The organism is Mycobacterium sp. 2-64 (assembly GCF_035918375.1).
Taxonomy (GTDB): Bacteria; Actinomycetota; Actinomycetes; order Mycobacteriales; family Mycobacteriaceae; genus Mycobacterium; species Mycobacterium intracellulare.
Genome location: NZ_CP142361.1, coordinates 4706357 through 4729449 on the forward strand (window position 1 = coordinate 4706357; position 23093 = coordinate 4729449).

The window sequence follows — 23093 nt, forward strand, 5'->3', positions numbered from 1 at the left end:
GAATAACGTACTTGCAAAAAAAGAGAATGCCAATACCACATGCTTGACCAGGTCAAAGGAGGCGAATGGCTGACAACGTGCTCACCGATCGCACGGTGGTGATCTCCGGCGGGAGCCGCGGGATCGGACTCGCGATTGGCATCGCCGCCGCCAGGCAGGGCGCCAACGTGGTGCTGCTGGCCAAGACCGACACACCCCATCCGCGCCTGCCCGGGACGGTGCACACCGCGGCGGCCGACGTCGAGTCCGCCGGCGGCAAGGCGCTGGCCGTCGTGGGCGACGTGCGCCGCGAAGAGGACGTGCAGCGCGTGGTCGACGCGGCCGTGCAGCGGTTCGGCGGCATCGACATCTGCGTCAACAACGCCAGCGCCATCGCCACCGACCCGACGGCCGTGCTGTCGGCCAAGAAATACGACCTCATGCAGGAGATCAACCTGCGCGGCACGTTCCTGCTGACCAAGGCGTGCGTGCCCCACCTCCAGAAGTCGGCCAACCCGCACGTGCTGACCATCTCGCCACCGCTCAACATGAACCCCCGCTGGCTGGGCGCCCACCCGGCCTACACGCTGTCCAAGTACGGGATGACGCTGCTGTCGCTGGGCTGGGCGGCCGAGTTCGCGGACGACGGGATCGGCGTGAACTGCCTGTGGCCGGAGACCTACATCGCCACCGCGGCCGTCACCAACATGGCCGATGGCGACCGGCTGGCCGCGTCGTCGCGCAGCCCGGAGATCATGGGCGACGCCGCCGTCGAGATCGTCTCTCGACCCGCCCGGGAAGCCACGGGCCAGTGCCACATCGACGCCGAGGTGCTGCGATCGGCCGGGGTTGCGGATCTGTCCCGATACGGCGGCGGCGAGCAGCCGATCCCGGACCTATTCCTGGACTGAATACCTAAGCACGGCAGAGGATTTCGCCGTGCGGGATGGCGATCCAGCCGTCTTCGGCGACGGCCCATTCTCGCCAGGCGGCGGAGATCTCCTCGAGCTGCGCCGGGGTGGCCAGCTCAAGGGTCACCAGGTCACTGGCCACGGTCGAATGAAGGATCCGCTCGGCCCACATGCCGCCCCACCATTCGCGCGTCTCGGGTGTGGCGTAGCACCACAGGCTGCCGGTGGGCGTGATGTCGTCGAATCCCGCCTGCTGTGCCCAGGACAGCAGCCGCCGGCCCGCGTCCGGCTCGCCCCGGTTGGCGCGAGCGACGCGTTGGTAGAGCTCGCGCCACAACTCGAGGGCGGGTAGCTGCGGGTACCAGATGAACCCCGCATAGTCGGCGTCGCGGACCGCCACGATGCCGCCCGGCGCGCACACTCGCCGCATCTCACGCAGGGCGCGCACCGGGTCGGCGACGTGCTGTAGCACCTGATGGGCGTGGACGACATCGAATGTGCCGTCGGCAAAGTCGAGGTCGTGCACGTCGGCGGTGCCGAAAGAGACGTTGGACAGGTTGCGTTGTCGGGCTTCGGTGCGGGCCACGCCCAGGACGTCGGCGACTTGGTCGACGGCGGTGACGGGTCCGGGTGCGACGCGCGCGGCGAGGTCAGCGGTGATGGTGCCGGGACCGCAGCCGACGTCCAGCACCGACTGGCCCGGCTTCAGGTGGGGCAGCAGGTAGGCCGCCGAGTCTTCGGCGGCGCGGCGGCGGTGGCTGCGCAGCACCGACTCGTGGTGGCCGTGCGTATAACTGGCCCGGTCGTTCATCTCGCCAGCGTACGTCGACGAGCCACATGATGAAACATGTGTCTCGCTATATGAGACAGCTAGTCGACGGGGACGTTGAGAATCGGGAGGTCGAGACCCGCGCCCGGACCGTCGAAATGCCACCATTCGCCCGAATACACCTTCAGGCCGCCATAGTTCATGGCGTTGCGCAGCGCGGCTCGATTCGCCGTCGCGTCGGCGCTGATGCCCTGCGTGTTGAACGCCGTTGCCCGAGAGGTGAAGTCGTCGAAGTCGGTGCCCATGTCGGCCAGGCACAGCCCACCCGCGTGTAGTCCCGACGTGCAGGGCTGTTGCGGCGTCGTGAACGTCACGTCGACCGAGCGTCCCGACTCATGGCTGCGCGCATATTGGCCAGGTCGTGCCACCCAGGCGGGGTTGGGGACCAGGCTGAACATCTTGACCTGGACGTCATGCGGCCGATAGCAGTCCCAGAAGACCAGGAGGTGGCCCTGCGGTCGCAGCGCGCCGGCCGCGGCGGCGAGCCCGGGGGCCATCGATTGGTGCACAAGGCATCTGGCGTCGGACGGATACAGCTGCGTGTGGGTGAAGTTGTTGGTCGTCGCGTAGCGCAGATCGAGCACGGCGTCGGGAACGACGGTGCGGACGTCGACGAAGCCGGCCGCCCGCGCGGCGTCGCTGACCGGCGGCACGTCGGGACCCGCCGAGGCACGCGGGGTGCCCCAGGCCTGGCCGCATCCCAGGATGAGTGCGAAAGCGGCCAGCCTGAGCACCCCTGCGCGACGCATTGGGCCATTGTCCCGGTTGATCGGTCCGCGTCGGGTTATCTGGCCCTCGGGGCGCGCCTCATTCGCGTTCTGCCGTCGCGACGGCGAGCCAGTCGTCGTCCGCGAGCCGGCTTGCGCGCGACGGGTCGTAGCGGCGCAACAGCGCGGGCACGGTCGCGTGGTCGCGCAGCTCGAATCCGTGCGCTGCCAATGTGGCGGTCAGGTCGGCCTCGGTGAAGTCGCTGCGATACGGTTCGCCGCGCCGGGCCACCATCCGGGTGATCCGGCCCGCGCTCTTCCACGGGGTGTCGGCGGTGACGACGCCCGCGGCGATGTGGTCCAGGACGAGGCGACTCCCCGGGGTGCACAGGCCGGCGAGGTCGGCGAGGGTCGCGTCGATGGCGCCGCGGGTCAGGTAGGGAGTGACGCCGAGCCACACCACGAGGGCGGGCTGGTTGGGGTCGAAGCCGGCGGCCAGTAGTGCTTCGCGCAGCGCGTCCCGTTCCAAATCGCAGGCGACCCAATGGATTCGGCAGCTGTGCCGCGGCGTCAACAGCCGCTCGACGACCGGGCGCTTGTGCGCTTGAGTGGTTGGCGCGTCGACCTCGAAGATCGTCACCGGGGTCCCCGCGCGGCGAAGGCTGGTGGTGTCGAAGCCCGCGCCCAGCAGCACGAGTTGGCCGATCCCCGCGGCGATCGCGGCCTCACATGCGTCGTCGACGTAGCGCACCCGAAGCGCGATGTGGGCGTGCAGGCCTCCCCACAGGTGGTCAAATATCCGAAGAGCGGCGTCGGCGGCGCACCGATGAACCAACATGGCGCGCAATGCGGGGTGTTTGACGAAATGTCGGGAGTACGTGTCCTCCACGAGCCGCGGCCCCGGTGGCCGCAGCGTTTCCGCAGCGCGTTGAAACGCATTGACTTCGGCGGTCCAACTCGCCGCGCGATCGAGGCGCCGAGCGCCCACATCAACCATCGTCTCCCCTTTGCACCAAACACCCGGTGTTGACGCTATCCACCCCACCGGCCCATCGGTAAGGTCCAATTCGATGCCGAATTCGTGGACCAGTCGCGATATCGGAGTGGACCTGCACCTCGACCTTCCCCCGGGTCGGGGCCGGCGTGCGGCGCTCGAAGCCGCTCTGCGACAAGCCATCCGGGGTGGACGCCTCGCCGCGGGCGAGGCGCTGCCGTCCTCGCGTGCCCTCGCCACACAGCTCGGGCTTGCCCGCGGCACCGTCGTCGAGGTCTACACGCAACTGGCGGCCGAGGGATACCTCCGGACCCGTCCAGGCGCGGCCACCCAGGTGGCGGGCGGACCGCACGTTCAGGCACCGATCGAATCGATGCGGGTTACCCAGCGCTACGCGGCCGATTTTCGCCTCGGGCGCCCGGACCTCAGCATGTTCCCGCGCGCCGAATGGTTACGCGCGTTGCGCCGAGTCCTCGAGGCCACCCCCCACGCCGAACTGGGGCCGGCGGACCCGCGCGGGTCACCGCGCTTGCGCGCGGCGCTGGCCAACTACCTGGGTCGAGTGCGGGGGGTGCTCACCACCGGCGAGCACATCGTCGTCTGCAGCGGGTTCACCCAGGGGCTCCGCCTGGTGTGCGAGGCGCTGGCCAACGGCGGAGCCCAGTCGATCGCGCTCGAGAATCCCTGCCTGCCCGACCATCGCGCGACGGTGGCGGCGAGCGGGCTCACCGTCGAGCCCCTCGACGTCGACCACGGGGGTGCGCGGCCCGAGGGATTCAATACGGCCGTCGCCGCGGCGGTGCTCACCCCGGCACACCAGGCCCCGCTCGGGGCGACACTCGACGCCGACCGGCGCACCGAGTTCGCGCACATCGCCGCGACCCGGGGCGTGTATCTGATCGAGGACGACTACGACGGGGAATTTCGCTACGACCGGCACCCCGTGGGCGCGCTGCAGGGCCTGGCACCCGAACACGTCGTCTACGCCGGCAGCGCCAGCAAGAGCCTGGCGCCCGGCCTCCGCCTCGGCTGGCTCGCGTTACCCGCCGCGTTGGTCGACGGGGTGGTCGAAACCAAGCGCCGCGCCGATCGCGGAACCGACGTGCTCGCGCAGCTGACGTTCGCGGAGTTGATCGAATCCGGAGCGCTCGATCGGCACATCCGGCGGATGCGGCGGCGTTACCGCAACCGCCGCGACGCCCTCGTCGTTACCCTCGGCCGCTGCGCCCCCGGGATGCCGGTGTTGGGCATCTCGGCCGGCCTGCACGCCGTTGTCGCGCTGCCCGAGGGCATTTCGGAGGCCGAGGTGTTGAGCGCGGCGCGCGGACGCGACATCGCCCTCACCGGGCTGACCCGGTTCTGGCACGGCACGGGCCGCCGCAGAGACGGAATCATCATCGGGTACGGGACACCGCCCGAACACGAATACACCACCGCCCTGGCCCGTTTGGGAGAGTTGATGTCCGCCGTCTCGGGCGTCAGTCGGCCGGGATGAAGTCGATGTGCAACTCCGTCAGGCCGCGCAGCAGGAACGTCGGCTCGTAGTGGTACTGACGGCCACTGGGCGATCCGTGCTTGGCCTCGCTGATCCTGAATTCGCGGGTGCGGTCCAGGAGGCGGTTGATGGTGATCTGTCCCTCCACCCGCGCCAGCGGCGCGCCCGCGCACGTGTGAATGCCGCGACCGAATGCGATGTGCTCGCGCACGTTCTTCCGATCGGGCCGGAACTCGTTGGGATTGTCGAACTTTCGCGGATCGCGGTTGGCCGCACCCAGACAGAGCATGAGGACGGTGCCGGCCGGGATGTGCACCCCGCCCAGGGTGGTGGTCTTCCGTGCCAGCCGGAAGTCCACCTTGGTGGGGCTCTGCATGCGCAGTGCCTCCTCGATGAACGTGCCGATCAAGCTTCGATCTGAACGCAGCCGCTCTTGCAGCTCAGGTTCGTCGCCGAGGACCTGCACCGCCGAGCTCAGCAGTTTGGTCACGGTCTCCTGCCCGGCCGCGAACAGGAACGTCGCCGGCCGGACGACCTCCAACAGCGGCGGGACCGAGCCGTCGGGGTACGTGGCGGTGGCCAGGCCGGTCAGCACGTCTTCGCGGGGTTGCCGTCGCCGGTCGGTGATGTAGGCGCTGAACAGGTCGTCGAGGTACTGCAATGGATTGCTGCCCACCGGTTCGTGATCCAGCGCGCCCACTCGGGCGCCCGGCGCATTGCCGGCCCCGAGATTGCGGCGGATCTCCGGGCGGTCCTCGTCGGGAACCCCGAGCAGATCGGCGATCGCCAGGGTGGCGAACGGCTTCGCGTACTCGCTGAGGAACTCGCAGTGGCAGTTGGCGATGAACTCGTCGAATTGCCGGTCGGCCAATTGCCAGATGTAGTCCTTGTTTTCCTGCAGACGGCGCGGGGTCAGCAGCCGGCCGAGTAGTGAGCGCGCCTTGTCGTGCTCGGGCGGGTCCATGACGACCATGTGCTCGAAGATCGGGAACTCGTGGCGATGCGCCTCGATCTGCTCACTGATGTCGTCGCCTTCCGGGGTGAACGGCAACGGCGGGAACGGACCACCGATCGCGTTGACCGCGGAAAACGAGTCGACGTCTTTGAAGGCCGCCTGCACCTCCTGGTAGCCGGTGACGGCCACGACCCCGTAGTGCGGTTCGCGGAACACCGGTCCCTGGTTGCGCAGGTAATCCCAGTAGTCGTAGGGGTCTTGCGCGACGTCGGCGTCGGTGAAGTAGTCGACGTTGGCGAGATCGGTCATGAGTCCAATTCCTTTTCCTGGCACCGAAAAGCGCAGTGCATCACGCTGATGCGTCGCCGGCGACGGCGCTGATGGCCTGGCGCGGACAGGCGGCCACGGCCGCCTCCACGCTGTGGCGCAACGCTTCAGCCGGTTGCTCGTCGCAGGTCGCGACGTCGTCACCCAGCTCGAAAACCTCGGGGGCAATCTCCACGCAGAGGGCATGCGCCTCACACAGGCGCGGATCCACCCGCACATGCATGCGAGCCGTCGTCACCGGCCCTCCAATCCCTTGTTTGCCGCTCCACAAACTGATCGATCGACCAAATTGTTAGGATGCGGTATGCCTACCACGGATCGCGCGGGCCGGTCAAGCAAAGCCGGCGCACCCAACCGCGCGGCGGCGCGCCAACCCAAGCGGAACCCCGACGCCGGCGCGCGCAGCAAGCTGATCGAGGCCACCGCCCGCATCATGCGCGAGGAAGGCTATGCCGCGGCCACCTCCCGGCGGGTCGCCGCCGAGGCCGGCGTCAAGCAGGCACTGGTCTATTACTACTTCCCCACGATGGACGACCTGTTCGTCGAGGTGCTGCGCGCCGGTGCCGAGACCGCGCTGACGCGCATGCGCGCCCTGCTATCCGAGGACGACCCGCTGCGAGCGCTGTGGGCGATGAACAGCGACACGGCGGTGACCGCACTCAACGCCGAGTTCATGGCATTGGCCAACCACCGCAAGGCAATTGGCGCCGAACTCAAGGCCTACGCCGAGCGCGTTCGTGACATCGAGACCGCGGCCGTCACCATGGTGCTACGCGCCAACGGAGTCGATCTCGAGGAATATCCCCCGGTCGCGATCTCGATGCTGATCGCGCAGGTGGCCCGCAGCCTGTGCAACGAGAGCGCCGTCGGCGTCACCCAGGGACACGACGAGCTGCGCGCGTTCGCCGAACGCCAGATGGCCCTGCTTAAGGCGCCCGCGGCCGCGTCCACGCTTGGCCGCTAGCACCGGCCGGCGCCACCGCAGCGGCGACAGGACCGTTTCCGCATCCCGGCCACCGAGCGGGCGGTCGGGCACACGTCTGTTGACACTGCGCACGAATGATGCCAACCTTCCTGATCGATCGACAAAGAATTCTCGGCCACGTCTAGGTGAGGTGCAGTCATGGGTGGAAGAGTTGAGGGCAAGGTCGCGTTCATCACCGGGGCGGCTCGCGGCCAGGGCCGCAGCCACGCGGTGCGCCTGGCGCAGGAAGGTGCCGACATCATCGCGGTCGACATCTGCACGCCGATCAGTAGCAGCAGCGAGATCCCGCCGTCGACGCCCGATGACCTGGCCGAGACGGCCGACCTCATCAAGGGCCTGAACCGCCGCATCGTGACCGCCGAGGTCGACGTTCGCGATTACGACGCGCTGAAAGCGGCGGTGGACAGCGGCGTCGAGCAGCTGGGCCGGTTGGACATCATCTGCGCCAACGCCGGAATCGGCAACGGCGGCCAGACTTTGGACAAAACCAGCGAAGATGACTGGCGCGACATGATCGACGTCAACCTTTCCGGCGTCTGGAAAACCGTCAAAGCCGGTGTGCCGCACCTGATTTCCCAGGGCCAGGGCGGCTCGATCATTCTGACCAGCTCGGTCGGCGGCCTCAAGGCCTACCCGCACACCGGTCACTACATCGCCGCCAAGCACGGCGTAGTCGGCCTGATGCGCACCTTCGCCGTCGAACTCGGCGAGCACTTCATTCGGGTGAACTCGGTGCACCCCACCAACGTGAACACGCCCATGTTCATGAACGAGGGGACGATGAAGCTGTTCCGGCCCGACCTGAAGAATCCCGGCCCGGATGACCTCAAGGTGGCCGCGCAGTTCATGCACGTGCTGCCGGTCGGCTGGGTCGAGCCGGTGGACATCAGCAACGCGGTGCTGTTCCTGGCTTCCGACGAATCGCGTTACATCACAGGTCTTCCGGTCACCGTCGATGCCGGGAGCATGCTCAAGTAAGGGCTTCGCCCATCAATGGCGGCCCAGCCCGCCGTGGTCGTCGACCGCCCGCCAGCAGCGCCCACGGGGCCTGCTGGCACTTGGCGACCGTCCATGCAGCCGACGGGTCAAACGATCGATTGGTGATCACCATCGTGGTGGCCAGGGGCGGGATCGAACCGCCGACCTTCCGCTTTTCAGGTGGGCGGAACGGCCGCTGGCCTGCGGCTTAACGACACCCATACGTCAAATACGGCGCGCTGAGCGCGTCTGACGCAGGGTGCTCGTCCGACGATCGGACAAGAACCGGACACGGTGACAGCACTCCCGTCAGGGAACCCATCATCGCCCGTCACCCAGGGACGCGCGCCGCGGGCTCCCGGGGAGCAGGCACCCGATGCCCAGCATCACGAGGTCGAGCGCGCATTCAACGAGCGCGATTGCGGAGCGACCCACTCTTCGCCCGGGCACGACCCGAACGGCCAGCCGGAACACGGACGGAGTCGCGGACGCCGGTAGACCGCGAGGGCCCGAGGCCGGCACGGCCGGAGGGCGCGAGAGCGGTAGCGGTCGGTCGGACGGTGGGAGCGACGTAGACGGTGTTCCGGCTGGGACCAACGGGCTTGTTATATGTGCCAAAAGTGTCCGCGACAGCATCGAGGGCGGCGCCGATGCGGAACTGTCGGCCGCAGATGCGCTGGGGCTGCGGTTCCCGAGCTCCGACTTGGTGGCCTCGGCGGCAGCGCTGTTTGAGCCGGCACAGCCATGGGCAGACGGGCAAGACCGTCTCGGGGTGGAACCGGAGTCCGGCCGGTTCCGGATCACGATCGGCCCCGGTGTAGTCCGCCTCGGCTGGACCAGTCCTGTGCGTGCGGAGAAGGCATCGGAGCGGTCAGTCGACCGTCACCGGCTGGATGTGGCCGCCGAGGAGGACCGCATAAAGACGGGCCGTAACATGTCCAACCCGCCTGGGCGAGCGATCACGGAATGGTCTCGCAAATCTCGTGCCGCGATGTGCCGCACCTTCGCCGAGCTCGACTACACACCGCTGGTGGAATGCGGCCGTGTGCCAGCGATGGTGACCCTGACCTACCCAGGCGAATGGCAATCCGTTGCGCCAGACGGCGCCAGTGTGAAACGACATATGGCCTTGTGGCGCAAGCGGTTTCAACGCGAATGGGGTGAACCGGCCCGCTATATCTGGAAGCTCGAATTTCAACGCCGCGGCGCACCACACATTCACTTGTGGATGACTCCGCCGCCCGCTGTGGGGCGATCAGGTCGCACGTTCCGAGACTGGCTGTCGCAGGAATGGGCAAACATTGTCGGCCATCCAGATCCGGAACAACGCGCGCGTCACTTGCTCGCCGGCACGGGGATCGACATCCTCAACGGATTGCGTGCGTGCGATCCCAAGCGCCTGGCCATTTACTTCACCAAACATTCTTCGCCGAATACGTTGGGCGACAAGGAATACCAGCATGTCGTGCCTGAGTTGTGGCAGCAGCCCGGACGTGGTCCCGGAAGGTTCTGGGGCGTCTACGGACTCAAAAAGGCCATCGCGGTCGTCGAGATCGCCCAGGACGCGTACCTGGCAGCGCGCCGAATCGTGCGGCGGTGGTCACGTAGCCAAGCGATCTACAGCAATCCTGCCAGCAGCTTCCCCACCGCCGTCGTGCCGCGCACGGCCACTCGGCTGGTCCCACGTGTTGGTCGGAACACCGGTGCCGTGACTCATCGGAGGGTGCGACGACGACGAGCCTTCTGCAACCAAGGCGGCGTCGCCGGCGGATACGCGCTAGTGAATGACGGGCCGGCGTTCGCATCCCGACTCGCGACAGCGTTACTTGGCACGGCGGTTAACACGCTTGCGGCACCTCACCCCGGCAATTGCGTGTGATTGCGCAACGCCTCGGTGGCGGCTTGAGCCGCGCCGCAGGCTTCGGTGAAGGCATGACGAGCTCTGTCGAACGCCTCCATCACTTCGAGAGCGTGATTGGGGTTGATAATCGCCCAGTTCAGCCTCGTAGACAAAGAACGGACGATGTCGGCGATCGTCAAACCTGTGCCAGCCAGCCGATTGACAACCCAGTTGACCACCGCGGGATCGCCCACATCGGCTCCGAAGGCATCAATGTCGAGCGACAACGTGCACATTTGCGCATGCAGATATTCGGCCTGTGCGACGAAGGGTGCCGAGTCGCCCCAACGCGCGAAGTCAGGGACACCGGGTTCAGTGGGCTGGCCGGGCGGCGTGGGCCAGAGTTCTCGAACCATCCCCAAAGTGTAGGCATGAACGACCGCCAGGGTGGCCGTCATGCTGGCCACCGTATGGACGATGACGAACGCGGGGGCCCCTCGACCAAATAGCAAAGAACCCGGGTCGACCGCGAGGGTCGAATACCGGGCTCTTCTGAATTCTCAACCAGAACATCCCTGGGGATGCAACTCTGGCCTTTATGTAGAGGATTCTACACGGCCGCCGTGTCGACCAGCAACGCCGTGGTTGACTGCCTGCATGGCGGTGCCGTACGGGCCTTGGGTCGAGAGCTGGTTTAGTTCCGACCGGTTCGCAACCTACTTGAGAATGGCGGGCCACGACAGGTCTCGTGCCTTGGCGTTGTACGAATGGAGCACCAGCCTGAACGCTGCCCTGCTGCACGACTTCGCCCACCTGGAGGTCGGACTCCGAAACATGTATGACACCGCTCTAAAGGGGGCGGTCGCAGGTGGCGACATCCACTGGCTCGACAGCACTTCGGCCGATCACCTGTTCCCCCGAAGTGTGGCCGGGAACGCACGAACGCATCGCGACATCGCCACTGCGCGTGACAATGCTGGCGGGAACGCGGCGCCGGCCGGCAAGGTGATTGCCGAGCTAACGTTCGGTTTCTGGGTCTTCCTAACGTCACGTCGGCACGAACCTCTCGTCTGGCTGCCGCATCTAGCACACGCTTACCCCAGCGGAACCCACCGCGTGCAACTGCACAATGGTTTGAGTGACCTTTTGAAGGCCCGCAATCGGGTTGCTCATCATGAGCCGGCGACCGCTCGTTCGGGGCGCGAGATAATCCGCCGAATCCGCGGTCACGCCCGATACATATCGGCGGAGCTTGCCCAACACATCGATGCAACGAGCACCGTCGAAACCATCATTCGGAACCGGCCATAGCCAACTGTCGCGGCGAAGGCCAGAAGTCGGCCCTGTGATGGTGTGATCGTGGCATGACGGACGTTCAGGTGGAGCTGCCCACCAGCGAAGCGAATCGACTCCGAAAGTGGGGATCTCTGTGGCTGGACCTTCTCCGCGCCGATATGGTCCTGCATGAACGTCAAAACCTACCGGAGACCGCCGCCAACGCCTTCACACGGCGCGCTCTGTGGGAGTCTGCGGTCATCACCTATGGGCGCATGGCGTTCAGCGACAAGAAGCGCAAGCTTGCCCATGACGAGTTGCTGAGAGTATCTGGAGGAGAGAAGGCGGTAGCATTCCACGACCAGCTCACCCGCTGGCGCCACGACCACTGTAGGTTCCAGTTTTACGTGGCGGATTTCCAAACTTCGTGACGTAGAAATGGCGGATCCGCCACAAAGATGGGAAAACGAGTTAGTAGCGCTAGGCATTGGGTGTTGCGCTGGCTCTGCTCAGCCACTCTTAGTGTGGCATCATTGAACGTGTGAAGTGTGTTCTGCTGCAGGCACATTGGCGGTTGTAATTGCCGAATCGCCCTGCGTCCGCTAGGCAGTCTCGGGTAGGGCATATCTGACCGGCGTAGATTGCCAATGACGTGCGTATCCCGTCCTTCATGAGGGACAGCAGGCGCAGGTCAGCCATAGCCACACAGTCCCTCGTCCGCTACACAGCAGCCAGTGCGCTGTGAAATCCTGCCGCCGTTGCTCGTGTTGGTCGGGTGGACGTATTCCGAACCCGCGGTATTCCTGCGAGATGTCGTGCCGGGCTTGCCGGTCCCAGATTGGTCCCCCAGGGGCAGCTAGCGTGGCCGTAAGCCGATAAACGCGACGTCGTGGATTGTTCGCGCGATTAGCTCTTCGTTGAGCGCATCGTCGGTGATGAGGTAGGTCAGTGCGCTGATCGTGACCGCACCGAATAGGGCGATGGCGGCAGCTCTGGGTTTGTCGAGTGCCACGAGTGAGCCGTCGGCGGCACCCGCCCGAAGCAAGGTCTCGACGGGTTCGAAGTAGGCAGTGGTGATCATGTCCGCGATGGCGGGCATGCGGGCGGCGCGGCCCAGTTCCCCGATGAGGGCGCGACAGACCGCGGGCCGCTGGGCCATCACGCGCAGTTGAGCATTGATGACGGTGTGCAGGCGTTGGGCGGCGGTGCCGTCTGCCTCGACGATCGCGGTGACCTCGTCCGCGACGTGTTGTAGGACGTCTTCGAGCAGGAAGGCGAGTATTTCTTCTTTACCGGCGAAGTAGTAGTAGAGCGTGGCCTTGGCGATGCCCGTGGTCGCGGCCACGTCTTCGATCTTTGTGTCGTTGAGTCCGCGCTCGGCAAAGAGTTCGGCCGCAGCCGGCAACCGTTCGGAAATCTGAGCGGGAATCTTACGCATAAAGTCCTCCCCTCGGTTTAAACTCTCAGTCTAAACCGGTGTTCTGCAATGTGGCAGGAGACGCTCATGTCGACCGTACAACTTCGCTACGACCCCTTTGACCCGGAAATTCAGGATGACCCCTACCCCGTCTACCGGCAGCTACGCGACGACGCACCCGTCTACCACGCCACCGATACCAACACGTGGGTACTGAGTCGCCACGCAGATGTCATCAGCGCGCTGCTGGACCATCACAGCTACTCGTCGGTCGACGGAGTATTTCCGACTCCGCCGGGCTCGACTTTTCGCGAATCGCTGCTGCCGATGATGATTTTGATGGATCCCCCGCGACACGATCAGCTGCGGGCATTGGTGAGCAAAGCCTTCACACCACGCCGAATCGCGGCGCTGACGTCCGCGATCGAGGACCTCGCTGATCACTTGACGGGCGGCCTAATACAGGAAGCAGGTTCGGCCGATTTCGTCGCCGACTTCGCAGCTGTACTACCAGCGATGGTGATCGCTGATTTGCTCGGTGTGCCGCGCGAGGACCGCACACAATTTCGGCAATGGTCGAACGCGCTGGTGCAATCCAATCCCACCCACGGCGAGACCGGCGAGGCTTTGGCAGCCGCGGCCGCGATCTATGGGTACTTCACCGATTTCCTCGCCGACCGCCGCCGCCAACCGCGCGACGACTTGATGTCAGCGTTGGTGTGTGCCGAGATCGACGGAAAGCACCTCAGTGACGACGAACTGCTTGGCTTTTGCCTGCTGCTGCTGATCGCGGGTCATGAGACGACGTCGAATCTGCTGGCCAACGCCGCGGTGGTACTGGCCGACTATCGCGACACCCGCCGCCAGCTGGCTGGCGATGAGAGCTTGCTCGGGGCAGCCGTTGAGGAGTTGCTGCGGTATGACTCACCGGCGCAAGGACTTTCGCGAACGTTGACCCGCGACGTCACAGTGCATGGCGTCAGGATGTCCGCCGGTGAATCGGTGCTGTTGTTGTTCGGCTCGGCTAATCGTGACGAACGCGTGTTCGCCGATCCCGACGTATTTGATATCGGGCGCAAACCCGAACACCAAGTGGCATTCGGCAGGGGCATTCACTTCTGCCTCGGCGCGTCGTTAGCGCGGATGGAGGCCCGGATTGCGTTGCGTGCCCTGCTGGCCCGGGTGCCCAACTGGGAGGTCGACCTAGAGCGCGCGCAACGCCTGCGGTCGGGCCCCATCCGAGGTTATCTGTCGTTGCCGATCTCGTGGTCGGCGAATTAGCCGCGCTGCAGGCTAGTCGGAGCCGCTGCGGCGCGAAACTGGTTTACGGCTGACGGCCCGCTGTGCGGGTTTATCTGCCTGGCGGCGGTGCGCGACGAGGAAGTCATCGACGATGCGCTCGCAGTCTTGACGATCGATGGCACGCAGCCCGGTGAGGCGGGCGAACGCCACAGGCCCGATGAGTTGACACAGGATCAGCTCCATGTCGAAGTCATCCAGGTCGGCGCGAGCTTCGGGGCTTTGCAACAGGGCAACGAACGGTTGTCGATATTGGTCGATGATCCGCGCGCGCAGCGCGTGTCGGTCCTGGGTTTCCTGGGTGCCGTCGGGTGTTGGGCCAAGCGCGACCCAAGCCAGGGTGGTGACATGCAGCGGGGCTTCCTGGAACAGCGTGGCCTGTCGGCTCAACAGTTCGATGAGTTGGTCGCGCATAGATCCCGTCGCCGGTGGCGGGTGGACTTGCGGCAGGAGCCGCTCAAATGTGGCGGCCAGCAGTTGGGTGGAGCTGCTGAAGTGGCGGTACAGGGTCGTCCGCGCGACTTTGGAGGCCTTGGTGACGGCATCGATGGTGACGGCTTCGATGCCGCCGGCGCTCAGGAGTTTGGTGGCCGCATCCAAGAGCCGGGTTCGTGAGCGCAGCCGGCGCGGGTCAACGTCGTCATCGTCGTCGACCGGGAATTCCAGGGTGTCACGCTCCACGTAGTCACCGTAAACCTCACGCGTACCCAGCCCGCACCGAATCGCCCCTGCATCGGTCGATTGATCTGGACTCTAGGCAACTAATGCTACCTATAGTAGCGTAGCGCTACTACTAGTACCCTTTCTTGTAGGGGTCTGTGCGGGGAAGGAGGGAGCATGATCGGGCAGTGGGTCGGACAATCCCGGGTTGAGCAGCCCCAGGGCGTGGCTACCACAGGCCGATTCGTGTGGCGGACGAACGAACTCTGCCGGCGGGCGCGAGGGGGAATCGTGCACTCGGGCGGGGCTGGTCGGCGATGAATGTCGCGCTTGCGCTAACCAAGACGCATGTGTGGGCGCTCGGGGTTCGCGATTTCAGGCTGGCCCGCCGCGCTATCACCCGGCGCCTACACCCACGGCCGCCGGTCGACGACCAAGGCCGCGTTCGTCCCCGTCACTACCCCCCTCGCTCGTGCTCTTACTTGGACGACGAGTTGATGAACCGGGAAATGTATGACCACGTGCGCGAGGAGCCAATCAGGTTGATATCCCGGCTGGGATTTCGCCTGCGCCGTTGATGAAACTATCACAGTGCGGAGTGCATCGTTATTGCCAAATCAACTGTGCGCAAAGGGATCACGTATCGCTATACCGGACATGCTGGACAGTCGACGGCGCGTTGGCCACCGCCCGAAGCTGCTGGTTGCGCGGCGGCGATCGGAGTGATTCGGTCACCGGTGGCAGTTTTGCCGGGCAGGCGGAAGGGTACTAGTAGTACTGTTGCGATACCGTTGGTTTCTTTTGAGGTAGCGGGGCGGGGGATGGCGGATTACGGGTGGGTTTCTTCGGGTGTGGCGACCTTGAGTCGCCCCGTTCGGGAGCGACTGCAAAAAGTGGCGGCCGGTGAGGGCGCATACAGCGATCGGCTGGCCCGCCTGGCGGGTTTCAGCATCCGGCATAAGGTGCTGATCATCGGCATGTGGGTGGTGACCGCCGCCGCCCTGGCGGTGCTGTTCCCGCAGCTGGAAACCGTTGTTAGACAGCAGTCGGTGAATCTCATACCGCGCGATGCGCCATCGCTGCAGACGGTAGACCGCATGGGCGCGGCCTTCGGCGAGCAGGGATCCAAGACAACGATATTTGTCGCGATGGAGGATCCGGCGGGCCTGACTGCGCCGGTGCGCCAGCGCTACAACACCATGATTTCGCGATTGCGTGCCGACTCGGAGCACGTACGCCTGGTTCAAGACTTGTTGGCCGACCCCGTCACCGCAAGCCAGGCAGTCAGCCAAGACGGCAAAGCCTGGTATGTACCGGTGGGAGTGGCCGGAACGTTGGGCGATGTCAAAGCTGCCGAATCGGTCCAGGCGGTCCGCACGATCGCCGCCCAAGCATTCAGCGGCTCACCCACCAATGTTCGCGTCACCGGGCCCCCAGCCACCTTCCACGATCAAATCGCCTCGGCCGAAGAGGATTTGGTTGTCATCTCGATCGCGACGGCAGGCCTGATCGCAATGATCTTGCTGGTCGTGTATCGGTCGGTGTTTACCGCCTTGCTGCCACTGCTGGTCATCGGTGTAAGCCTGGCAGTGGGGCGCGGAGTGCTATCGGCGTTGGGCGAATCGGGCATGCCGGTATCGCAGTTCACCATCGCCTTCATGACGGTGATCCTGCTGGGTGCCGGCACCGATTATTCGGTGTTTTTGATCAGCCGATATCACGAGCAGCGACGCCAAAACGTTCCGCCGGATCTGTCGGTGATCAACGCGACCGCCACCATCGGGCGCGTGATTTTGGCTTCGGCCGCCACCGTGGCGTTTGCGTTTCTGGCCATGGTGTTCGCGAAGTTGAGCGTGTTCGCCGCGTTGGGTCCGGCGTGCGCTATCGCCGTCTTTGTCGGATTCGCGGCCACGGTGACGTTATTTCCCCCGGTGTTGGCGCTGGCGGCCAAACGCGGCATCGGTGAACCCAAGGCAGATCGCACTCGCCGCTACTGGAACTGGATCGCCGTGGCGGTGGTCCGTCGACCCGTGCCGCTATTGGTCGCCAGTCTGGCGCTGGTGCTAGGCCTGGCAGCCGTCGCGCTGACTATGCACATCAGCTACGACGATCGCCGAGGACAGCCGGCGACCACGGCCAGCAATGAGGGATATCGACTGCTGGACAGGCACTTTCGCAAGGACGCCATCGTCACCGAATTCATGGTCGTCGAATCGCCCACCGATATGCGCACCAGCAAGGCCCTGGCCGACCTGGATGAAATGGCCTCTCGGGTCTCGCAACTGCCCGGCGTCACCAAGGTCTCCGGTGTCACCCGGCCGACGGGCGCGCGTCTGGACCAGGCTCAACTGTCGTGGCAAAACGGCGAGATTGGCGACAAGATGGCCGGCGCGGTCGCCAAGGGCGACGCACACAAGGATGACCTGGCCAAACTCACCCACGGCGCCGACCAACTCGCCGGCGGTCTCGCGCAACTGGACACCACCTTGCGCACCGCGTTGACCCCGTTGACCGGACTCCTCACCCAAGCCCAATCCAGTGGATCCCAAGTCCAGCGGTTCCGTCCGCTGCTACAGCAGCTTTCGGCTACCGCCCCGGCCGTCGACCAAGCCATCCGAACCGGTCCGGGACTGCGCCAGCAAGCCGACCAGGCCCAAAACGCGATCGCCGCCATCGACCCGCTCGTCGGTGCGCTCAACACCTCCCCGTGGTGTGCGACCACACCGGAATGCACCCAACTCCGCGACCAGGTCCAGATCCTGGTGACCCTGCGCCATACCGGCTTCTTCAACCAGCTCGCCAACCTCGGCGACCTGTACCAGCCCGGCAGCGACACCGCGGCCGGCACCGTGGCCGACGTCCAAAACACAATCACGTCGCTGGACAAGACTTTCGGAGCGCTCGGCGACCCCGCCGACCTGGCCGGCAACATCCGCCGCCTCCAAAGCGGCATCAGCCAACTCGCCTCCGGCGCACAGGCGCTCGCCACCGGCGTGCATACACTCGCCGACAGCAACATCGAAATGCTGTCAGGCATGAGCCAAATCGCCACCCAACTGCAGAATTCCGCACGAACCACCGCCGGCTCCGACAACGCCAGCGGCTTCTACCTGCCCACCAATGCCTTCGAGAACCGCCAATTCGCCGACGTTGCAAAGCATTTCCTGTCACCCGACGGAAAAACCGCACGTTTCGCCATCGAATCCAGTTACGACCCCTACAGCAGCGACGCGATGAACCTCGCCCACAAAATCACCGAGGTCGCCGATGCCGCACGACCCAACACCTCGCTGGCCAACGCCACGGTGTCGATGGCCGGATTCCCCGCCGTCAACTCCGACATCCAACGCCTGCTTTCCGCCGACTTTCATCAGCTGGCCTTTGCGACCCTCGTCATCGTCGGCCTCATCTTGGTCGTATTGCTGCGCGCCCTGGTCGCCCCGCTCTACCTGTTGGGTACCGTCGTGCTCAACTACGGCGCCGCGCTCGGACTGGGAACCCTCGTCTTTCAATATGGCCTTGGCAAGGAAATCGCCTGGCCCGTACCGCTTCTGGCGTTCATCATCCTGGTCGCCGTCGGCGCCGACTACAACATGCTGCTCATCTCGCGACTACGCGAAGAATCTGCCCACAACATTCGCGTCGGCGTCCTGCGAACCGTCGCAAACACCGGCTCAGTCATCACTTCGGCCGGGCTCATCTTCGCCGCCAGCATGTTCGGCCTGATCGCCGGCTCCATCGCGATCATGATCCAAGCCGGATTCATCATCGGCTGCGGCCTACTACTGGATACCTTCGTCGTTCGCACCCTCACCGTTCCCGCGATCGCCACCCTGCTGCGCGAAGCGAGCTGGTGGCCGCAACGGAAACCCCTGACTCACAACGGCTGACCACATCGGACCACATGACGATTAGCCAGGGGCGCATCCGCACCAGCGACGGGATCACCCTCGTGGCCGATTGCTACCGCCACGCCGCGACTCGCCCCGTCGTGTTGCTGCTCCACGGCGGCGGTCAGAACCGTCACGCATGGGCCACCACCGCTCGCCGACTCCATTCCCACGGCTACACCGTCGTCGCCTACGACACACGAGGTCACGGCGACAGCGACTGGGACCCCAGCGGACAATACGACGTCGAACGGTTCGTATCCGATCTGATCTCGGTACGAGACCACGTCAGCCCCGACAGTCCCCCCGCCGTCGTCGGCGCGTCGCTGGGCGGGCTGATCATCCTCGCTACCCACCTGCTGGCCCCACCCGACCTCTGGGCAGCCGTTGTCCTGGTCGACATCACCCCACGAATGGAATTTGATGGGGCCCATCGCATCGTGTCATTCATGGCCGCACACCCCGACGGATTCGGCACGCTCGATGACGCCGCCGATGTCATCGCCGAATACAACCCACGCCGCGCGCGACCCGAAAATCTCGACGGCCTGCACAAGGTTCTGCGCCAACGGAGCGACGGGCGATGGATCTGGCGCTGGGACCCCGCCTTCATCAGCTCCAACTTCGATGTCCTGCAAGGCAATCTCATGACCGGCAGCGAGGAGTTCGACGCCATCAGTGGATTTCTCGCCGACGCAGCACGTCGAATCACGGCCCCAACGCTGCTAGTACGCGGCGCACTGTCAGACGTCGTCTCCCAGGACACCGTCAACGAATTCCTCCAGCTCGTCCCACACGCCGAAACGACGGACGTCACCGGGACCGGTCACATGGTTGCCGGCGACAACAACGACGCGTTCACCGCCGCGGTCACCGACTTCCTCGACCGCACAATGGGGATGACATGAAGATCCAATCAATGGACACGGCCCGCCCTGCTATTGATCTCGTTGAATTCGACGAATCCGGCTGCCATTACGACTAAGCGCTCCAGATTGTTCCCTACGCCCCGCATGTAGTGATTTACGTAGTATCTAAGTCGTCGTCTTCGGCAGAAAGGTCGTGCCGAACCGCTCGGACTCGGCCCCGAGGCAGACACGCCATGTAGCCATGGCCTTTGCCATAGAGTTCCCACGCGGTCGCTGCTGCATCTGGGAGGACATCGATGCGGTGTCCGCGGGAGAACCCGAGATGGAGCGACCCGTCATCGTCGAACCAGGCCCGCGTGCATACCGCTCCGGCAAGGTCCAACAACGTCCGCTCTTCCGGCGAAAGGTGGGCGGGGTCGATCAACACCTCTTCCTCGGGCCAGGCTCCTACTGCAGGAAGCGTCAGCCGCATCGGACGGGAGATTACGAGCTCGCTGTAATCGTCGAGGTCGAGTACCAGGCCACCTTGCAGTGAGACTCGCTGAACAGTGCACTGCTCGATCCATTGTGCAGGCATAGCCGCTCCCTTCGACACGTCAGCGGAGCCACACTTATAAGACTTCTAGTATCGCAGCGATACTGTCGGTATTGCTAGAGATCGTTGGCGCCCGCCCACATCAAGAACAAGTCGCATAGCTCCGTCGATGCACTCGCGTGTCTGCTCCGCTGTTGCCCGGCCGCCGACGAAGGCCATCAAGTTGGCCAGCCAGATATCAGCGATGAGCCCTGCGATCTGTCGCTCGTGGATTCCTTCCGTACCGCCACTCAGTGCCCGCGCCAGCATGCTTTCGATCAGATCGGCGGCATGTTGGGCCGCCAGAGCTTCATCGGTGCCAGCAGTAACGAATGCGCGAACCACGGCCTCGGTGAGCTTCACATTTTGCTGCCATTCGTCGTGAAGCCGCCGAGTCAAGGATTCCACTCGCCGAATCGGGGACGCCGCACACGTGCTCCAGTCGCGTTCTTCATCCAGGCGCACGAACTCGCGGGCGAGCAGCGTCACCAGCAGGTGGGTCTTCGACGTGAAATGGTCATACACCGACCCGACCGTGACGCCGGCTTGCTTGGCGACCGATTTGAAGTGGACCGCCTTGAAGCCGCCCAACGTTGCGACCGCCCGGGTGGCGTCGAGGACTGCTGCGCTGCTCGCGGTGTGTGCCCCTGGACGAGACATCGCGGCCTCTACCTCAGCCAACAAGACACAGACCTCTACTGGGGGATGGACCTAGCAACCTGAGGCTTGCGGAGCGCCACTTCTCAGCGGAATGTCGACAACCCGGACAGCACCGAGAACGGCAGGCACGAGCGCACTGTTTGGCGACCGATATAGCCAGCGCCGAATTTGCGCCATGCCGAGCCGGTGTGAAACCTGAGCCCGATTGGCGGGCACCTGTGGCCGCGGCTACTCGCGAATATTCGTGAGGCGACCGCCATTCCCGTGCAATCCGCGTCGCCTGCCTCGGTCCCCGACATCGCGACACCAGCAAAACAACCCCTAGTACTGTTGGTTTCGCTACGCTACTGTTCGTACCATAGCGCAGAAGGAAGCCTGGAATGTCGGATTGACGAAGGCGATGTCATGCCCTCCGCAAACACTGGCTCGTTAAGGGACCGACGCCGCGCCGAGTTGCTCTCGCAGATCCAGGGAACCGCACATCAACTTTTTGCCGAACGTGGATTTGCTGCGGTGACCACCGAGGACATCGCTGCCGCTTCCGGGATATCCATCAGCACGTACTTCCGCTACGCGCCTACGAAGGAAGATCTGCTGATCGCCCCCTTGCGGCAAACGGTCGCTGAAATCGTTGCCGCCTATGGCACTCAGCCATCGGACCAATCAGCAGCCGACGCGCTGATCGCGTTGTTCGCCGAAACCGCGTGGGACAAAACCAATCCGAAGCCGCACTACTGGCAACAAGCCATACTGACCGCCCCCCACCTACTGAGCAAATCGGCACTGATCAGCGATAACGATGGCCGCAAGTTCATCGAACTCGTCGCTGCACGGATGGGCGTCGATGCAGGGTTGGACATTCGTCCCTCGCTGCTTGTCCACACGGCCTTGGCCACCGCACAATTCATACTTCGACGCCGGCTGAGTGAAGACACTAAAACGAGACCACCGCTCCACGTTGAGTTGGAACGGGCCTTGAGGGTTACGTTGGCTGGATTCGACTGAGTGCAGACCGCTTTGGAAGTCCGGGCCGTACGGTTGGCCAACTGCCCGGCAATCTGGTCCGTCATAACCTTTAACCTGAAACGACATTTACTCCATCATGGGCGCGGGAGTGCGGATCTTCATCGAATGCATCTAGAACCCGCACTGCGAAGGCAGGGCTCATCTCACCCTCAACTTGTTCTTTCGTCATCCAACGGACTTCCCGAGCTTCGGCAGTCGGGTGCGTGTCGCCGGCGGCAGGACCGCACCGGTAAACCAGCGCGACAATGCCCTGAGTAAGGTTCTTGTAGACCCCGGTGAGACGTTGCACTGTGACCTTCAATCCAGTTTCTTCGAGCACTTCGCGTCGAACGCCGTCCTCGAAGGACTCGTGCAGTTCGAGTACTCCGCCGGGAGCCTCCCAGCGGCCGTTGTCCTCTCGCCGGATGACGAGAACCCGACCGTCATCCCGTACAACGACCCCGGCGACACTGACCGAGTGCTTTGGCGTAGTTCCCATCGTTGGTCTCCATTGTTCGACGCCGGCAGACGTGACACCGGTTGACTGGCTTCCTAGACTAGTCGTCTAGACATGTAATGGAAGGCTGCCGGGTGCTGCAACTTGGACAAATCGATCGCACCGATGACAAACCACCGTATCGGCAGATCGCGAGCATGTTGCGGGAGGCGATCAGTTCCAGTCGGTTCCCGCCTGGGGAACGACTGCCGTCCGAGGCGGAACTGATCGAGCATTTCGGTGTGGCCCGCATGACCGTAAGACAGGCCATGCAGGAGCTTCGTTCCGACGGACTCGTCATCTCGCAACACGGCCGCGGAGTGTTCGTCCGGCCGACGCCACCAATCCGCAGGCTGGCGTCGGATAGATTCGCACGACAGCATCGCGCCGAAGGAAAGGCGGCTTTTTCCGTCGAGGCAGAGAAATCTGGCTACTCGCCGCAAGTCGACAATATCGCCGTCAGCCGCGAGAAGCCGAATTCGTTTATAGCGGAACAACTTCGAATATCAGCCGACGATGACATCGTCGTGCGATCGAGGCGTTACCTGGCGAATGGACGACCCGTTGAGACGGCCGTCTCGTACATTCCGGCGGCATTTGCCGAAGGCACGAGGATCGAGCAGGTGGATACCGGACCCGGTGGTATCTACGCGCGCTTAGAAGAGCACGGTCATGTGCTTGCTCGCTTCACTGAAGAAGTCGCCGCTCGGATGCCCACTCCTGAAGAACGGCGGCAGCTGGAGCTCGACTCGGGAGTTCCGGTGCTGACGGTGCTGCGAACCGCTTACGACACCAATGACGTGGCGGTGGAGGTCTGCGACACCGTGAAGGTGGCCTCCGCCTACCTGCTCGAATACGAGTTCCCGGCCCGCTGAGCGCAAAGTCTCACACGAATCACGTGTCGGCCGTTGCACTCCTCTAGACGACTATGTAACCTCAACTTGTCTA

At 64.5% G+C, this 23093-nt stretch carries 23 protein-coding genes; 12 read left to right on the plus strand and 11 right to left on the minus strand.

Going from position 1 to position 23093, the window contains the following annotated elements; genetic code table 11:
- Positions 1-65 precede the first annotated feature (65 nt).
- Positions 66-890, plus strand: coding sequence for an SDR family oxidoreductase (locus tag QGN31_RS21870; protein WP_014379132.1), 825 nt, complete (start codon positions 66-68; stop codon positions 888-890).
- Positions 891-894: 4 nt separating this feature from the next.
- On the opposite strand, the gene QGN31_RS21875 is transcribed toward QGN31_RS21870, so the two are convergent.
- From QGN31_RS21875 to QGN31_RS21885, 3 genes are read right to left on the minus strand one after another with little or no spacing between them, the layout of a single operon-like run.
- Positions 895-1701 carry a methyltransferase domain-containing protein gene (locus QGN31_RS21875; RefSeq protein ID WP_014941284.1) on the minus strand — a complete coding sequence of 269 codons (807 nt, stop codon included), beginning with the start codon at positions 1699-1701 and terminating at the stop codon, positions 895-897.
- Positions 1702-1760: 59 nt separating this feature from the next.
- Entirely contained in the window at positions 1761-2468 is a 708-nt protein-coding gene (locus QGN31_RS21880; protein ID WP_026071469.1) for a M15 family metallopeptidase, read from the minus strand.
- Between the two features lie 58 nt (positions 2469-2526).
- On the minus strand, positions 2527-3414 hold the full coding sequence (locus QGN31_RS21885) for a class I SAM-dependent methyltransferase (protein ID WP_043954425.1): 888 nt from the start codon (positions 3412-3414) through the stop codon (positions 2527-2529).
- A 115-nt stretch (positions 3415-3529) separates the two neighbouring features.
- Between QGN31_RS21885 and pdxR the strand changes: the two genes are divergently transcribed.
- Complete coding sequence (gene pdxR / locus QGN31_RS21890) at positions 3530-4915, plus strand: MocR-like pyridoxine biosynthesis transcription factor PdxR (protein WP_043954423.1); 1386 nt, start codon at positions 3530-3532, stop codon at positions 4913-4915.
- Here pdxR and QGN31_RS21895 read toward each other — a convergent pair.
- Together QGN31_RS21895 and QGN31_RS21900 are read right to left on the minus strand one after the other, a co-directional pair.
- The gene (locus QGN31_RS21895) at positions 4899-6179 is read right to left on the minus strand and encodes a cytochrome P450 (RefSeq protein WP_014941280.1); all 1281 of its coding nucleotides are present in this window, start codon (positions 6177-6179) and stop codon (positions 4899-4901) included. The genes pdxR and QGN31_RS21895 overlap by 17 nt on opposite strands.
- A 40-nt stretch (positions 6180-6219) precedes the next feature.
- The gene (locus QGN31_RS21900) at positions 6220-6420 is read right to left on the minus strand and encodes a ferredoxin (RefSeq protein ID WP_043954421.1); all 201 of its coding nucleotides are present in this window, start codon (positions 6418-6420) and stop codon (positions 6220-6222) included.
- 186 nt (positions 6421-6606) lie between these two features.
- Here QGN31_RS21900 and QGN31_RS21905 point away from each other — a divergent pair, with 186 nt between their 5' ends.
- The 3 genes from QGN31_RS21905 to QGN31_RS21915 all read left to right on the plus strand — a co-directional run bounded on the left by QGN31_RS21905 (position 6607) and on the right by QGN31_RS21915 (position 10039).
- Positions 6607-7161: a TetR/AcrR family transcriptional regulator gene (locus QGN31_RS21905; RefSeq protein WP_085978361.1), complete on the plus strand. Its 555-nt coding sequence runs from the start codon at positions 6607-6609 to the stop codon at positions 7159-7161.
- Between the two features lie 159 nt (positions 7162-7320).
- Positions 7321-8160 (plus strand): mycofactocin-coupled SDR family oxidoreductase, encoded by an 840-nt coding sequence (locus QGN31_RS21910; RefSeq protein WP_008253525.1) that lies wholly within the window; start codon positions 7321-7323, stop codon positions 8158-8160.
- A gap of 376 nt (positions 8161-8536) precedes the next feature.
- The gene (locus QGN31_RS21915) at positions 8537-10039 is read left to right on the plus strand and encodes a rolling circle replication-associated protein (RefSeq protein WP_012396365.1); all 1503 of its coding nucleotides are present in this window, start codon (positions 8537-8539) and stop codon (positions 10037-10039) included.
- Here QGN31_RS21915 and QGN31_RS21920 read toward each other — a convergent pair.
- Positions 10018-10458 carry a hypothetical protein gene (locus QGN31_RS21920; RefSeq protein ID WP_012396366.1) on the minus strand — a complete coding sequence of 147 codons (441 nt, stop codon included), beginning with the start codon at positions 10456-10458 and terminating at the stop codon, positions 10018-10020. The genes QGN31_RS21915 and QGN31_RS21920 overlap by 22 nt on opposite strands.
- 199 nt (positions 10459-10657) lie before the next feature.
- On the opposite strand from QGN31_RS21920, the gene QGN31_RS21925 reads away from it, so the two are divergent.
- On the plus strand, positions 10658-11311 hold the full coding sequence (locus QGN31_RS21925) for a CAAX amino protease (RefSeq protein WP_012396367.1): 654 nt from the start codon (positions 10658-10660) through the stop codon (positions 11309-11311).
- A 53-nt stretch (positions 11312-11364) separates the two neighbouring features.
- Positions 11365-11706, plus strand: coding sequence for a hypothetical protein (locus tag QGN31_RS21930; RefSeq protein WP_012396368.1), 342 nt, complete (start codon positions 11365-11367; stop codon positions 11704-11706).
- 425 nt (positions 11707-12131) lie between these two features.
- Here the strand turns inward: QGN31_RS21930 and QGN31_RS21935 are convergent, their stop codons facing one another.
- Positions 12132-12713, minus strand: a complete 582-nt coding sequence (locus QGN31_RS21935; RefSeq protein ID WP_012396369.1) for a TetR/AcrR family transcriptional regulator — start codon at positions 12711-12713, stop codon at positions 12132-12134.
- A gap of 66 nt (positions 12714-12779) precedes the next feature.
- Between QGN31_RS21935 and QGN31_RS21940 the strand changes: the two genes are divergently transcribed.
- Positions 12780-13973: a cytochrome P450 gene (locus QGN31_RS21940; protein WP_031349045.1), complete on the plus strand. Its 1194-nt coding sequence runs from the start codon at positions 12780-12782 to the stop codon at positions 13971-13973.
- Between the two features lie 12 nt (positions 13974-13985).
- Here QGN31_RS21940 and QGN31_RS21945 read toward each other — a convergent pair whose 3' ends face one another.
- Positions 13986-14672 (minus strand): TetR/AcrR family transcriptional regulator, encoded by a 687-nt coding sequence (locus QGN31_RS21945; RefSeq protein ID WP_012396371.1) that lies wholly within the window; start codon positions 14670-14672, stop codon positions 13986-13988.
- A gap of 800 nt (positions 14673-15472) precedes the next feature.
- On the opposite strand from QGN31_RS21945, the gene QGN31_RS21950 reads away from it, so the two are divergent.
- Both QGN31_RS21950 and QGN31_RS21955 read left to right on the plus strand, forming a co-directional pair.
- A complete protein-coding gene (locus QGN31_RS21950; protein WP_012396373.1) occupies positions 15473-18541 on the plus strand; it encodes an MMPL/RND family transporter in 3069 nt (1022 codons plus the stop codon).
- Between the two features lie 14 nt (positions 18542-18555).
- Entirely contained in the window at positions 18556-19449 is an 894-nt protein-coding gene (locus tag QGN31_RS21955; protein ID WP_014941273.1) for an alpha/beta fold hydrolase, read from the plus strand.
- Positions 19450-19564: 115 nt separating this feature from the next.
- Here the strand turns inward: QGN31_RS21955 and QGN31_RS21960 are convergent, their stop codons facing one another.
- Entirely contained in the window at positions 19565-19987 is a 423-nt protein-coding gene (locus tag QGN31_RS21960) for a DUF6188 family protein (protein ID WP_012396375.1), read from the minus strand.
- Between the two features lie 45 nt (positions 19988-20032).
- Positions 20033-20665, minus strand: a complete 633-nt coding sequence (locus tag QGN31_RS21965; RefSeq protein WP_012396376.1) for a TetR family transcriptional regulator — start codon at positions 20663-20665, stop codon at positions 20033-20035.
- 384 nt (positions 20666-21049) lie between these two features.
- Between QGN31_RS21965 and QGN31_RS21970 the strand changes: the two genes are divergently transcribed.
- A complete protein-coding gene (locus QGN31_RS21970) occupies positions 21050-21649 on the plus strand; it encodes a TetR family transcriptional regulator (RefSeq protein ID WP_031349047.1) in 600 nt (199 codons plus the stop codon).
- A 70-nt stretch (positions 21650-21719) separates the two neighbouring features.
- On the opposite strand, the gene QGN31_RS21975 is transcribed toward QGN31_RS21970, so the two are convergent.
- Entirely contained in the window at positions 21720-22148 is a 429-nt protein-coding gene (locus tag QGN31_RS21975; protein ID WP_012396378.1) for an NUDIX hydrolase, read from the minus strand.
- 77 nt (positions 22149-22225) lie between these two features.
- Between QGN31_RS21975 and QGN31_RS21980 the strand changes: the two genes are divergently transcribed.
- Positions 22226-23020 (plus strand): GntR family transcriptional regulator, encoded by a 795-nt coding sequence (locus QGN31_RS21980; protein ID WP_012396379.1) that lies wholly within the window; start codon positions 22226-22228, stop codon positions 23018-23020.
- Positions 23021-23093 lie beyond the last annotated feature (73 nt).

Coding starts and splice junctions, on each gene's coding strand:
- QGN31_RS21870 (WP_014379132.1), top strand. CDS start 66: ATGGCTGACAACGTGCTCACCGATCGCACGGTGGTGATCTCCGGCGGG.
- QGN31_RS21875 (WP_014941284.1), bottom strand. CDS start 1,701: ATGAACGACCGGGCCAGTTATACGCACGGCCACCACGAGTCGGTGCTG.
- QGN31_RS21880 (WP_026071469.1), bottom strand. CDS start 2,468: ATGCGTCGCGCAGGGGTGCTCAGGCTGGCCGCTTTCGCACTCATCCTG.
- QGN31_RS21895 (WP_014941280.1), bottom strand. CDS start 6,179: ATGACCGATCTCGCCAACGTCGACTACTTCACCGACGCCGACGTCGCG.
- QGN31_RS21900 (WP_043954421.1), bottom strand. CDS start 6,420: ATGCATGTGCGGGTGGATCCGCGCCTGTGTGAGGCGCATGCCCTCTGC.
- QGN31_RS21910 (WP_008253525.1), top strand. CDS start 7,321: ATGGGTGGAAGAGTTGAGGGCAAGGTCGCGTTCATCACCGGGGCGGCT.
- QGN31_RS21915 (WP_012396365.1), top strand. CDS start 8,537: ATGCCCAGCATCACGAGGTCGAGCGCGCATTCAACGAGCGCGATTGCG.
- QGN31_RS21920 (WP_012396366.1), bottom strand. CDS start 10,458: ATGACGGCCACCCTGGCGGTCGTTCATGCCTACACTTTGGGGATGGTT.
- QGN31_RS21925 (WP_012396367.1), top strand. CDS start 10,658: ATGGCGGTGCCGTACGGGCCTTGGGTCGAGAGCTGGTTTAGTTCCGAC.
- QGN31_RS21930 (WP_012396368.1), top strand. CDS start 11,365: ATGACGGACGTTCAGGTGGAGCTGCCCACCAGCGAAGCGAATCGACTC.
- QGN31_RS21935 (WP_012396369.1), bottom strand. CDS start 12,713: ATGCGTAAGATTCCCGCTCAGATTTCCGAACGGTTGCCGGCTGCGGCC.
- QGN31_RS21940 (WP_031349045.1), top strand. CDS start 12,780: ATGTCGACCGTACAACTTCGCTACGACCCCTTTGACCCGGAAATTCAG.
- QGN31_RS21950 (WP_012396373.1), top strand. CDS start 15,473: ATGGCGGATTACGGGTGGGTTTCTTCGGGTGTGGCGACCTTGAGTCGC.
- QGN31_RS21955 (WP_014941273.1), top strand. CDS start 18,556: ATGACGATTAGCCAGGGGCGCATCCGCACCAGCGACGGGATCACCCTC.
- QGN31_RS21960 (WP_012396375.1), bottom strand. CDS start 19,987: ATGCCTGCACAATGGATCGAGCAGTGCACTGTTCAGCGAGTCTCACTG.
- QGN31_RS21970 (WP_031349047.1), top strand. CDS start 21,050: ATGCCCTCCGCAAACACTGGCTCGTTAAGGGACCGACGCCGCGCCGAG.
- QGN31_RS21975 (WP_012396378.1), bottom strand. CDS start 22,148: ATGGGAACTACGCCAAAGCACTCGGTCAGTGTCGCCGGGGTCGTTGTA.
- QGN31_RS21980 (WP_012396379.1), top strand. CDS start 22,226: ATGGAAGGCTGCCGGGTGCTGCAACTTGGACAAATCGATCGCACCGAT.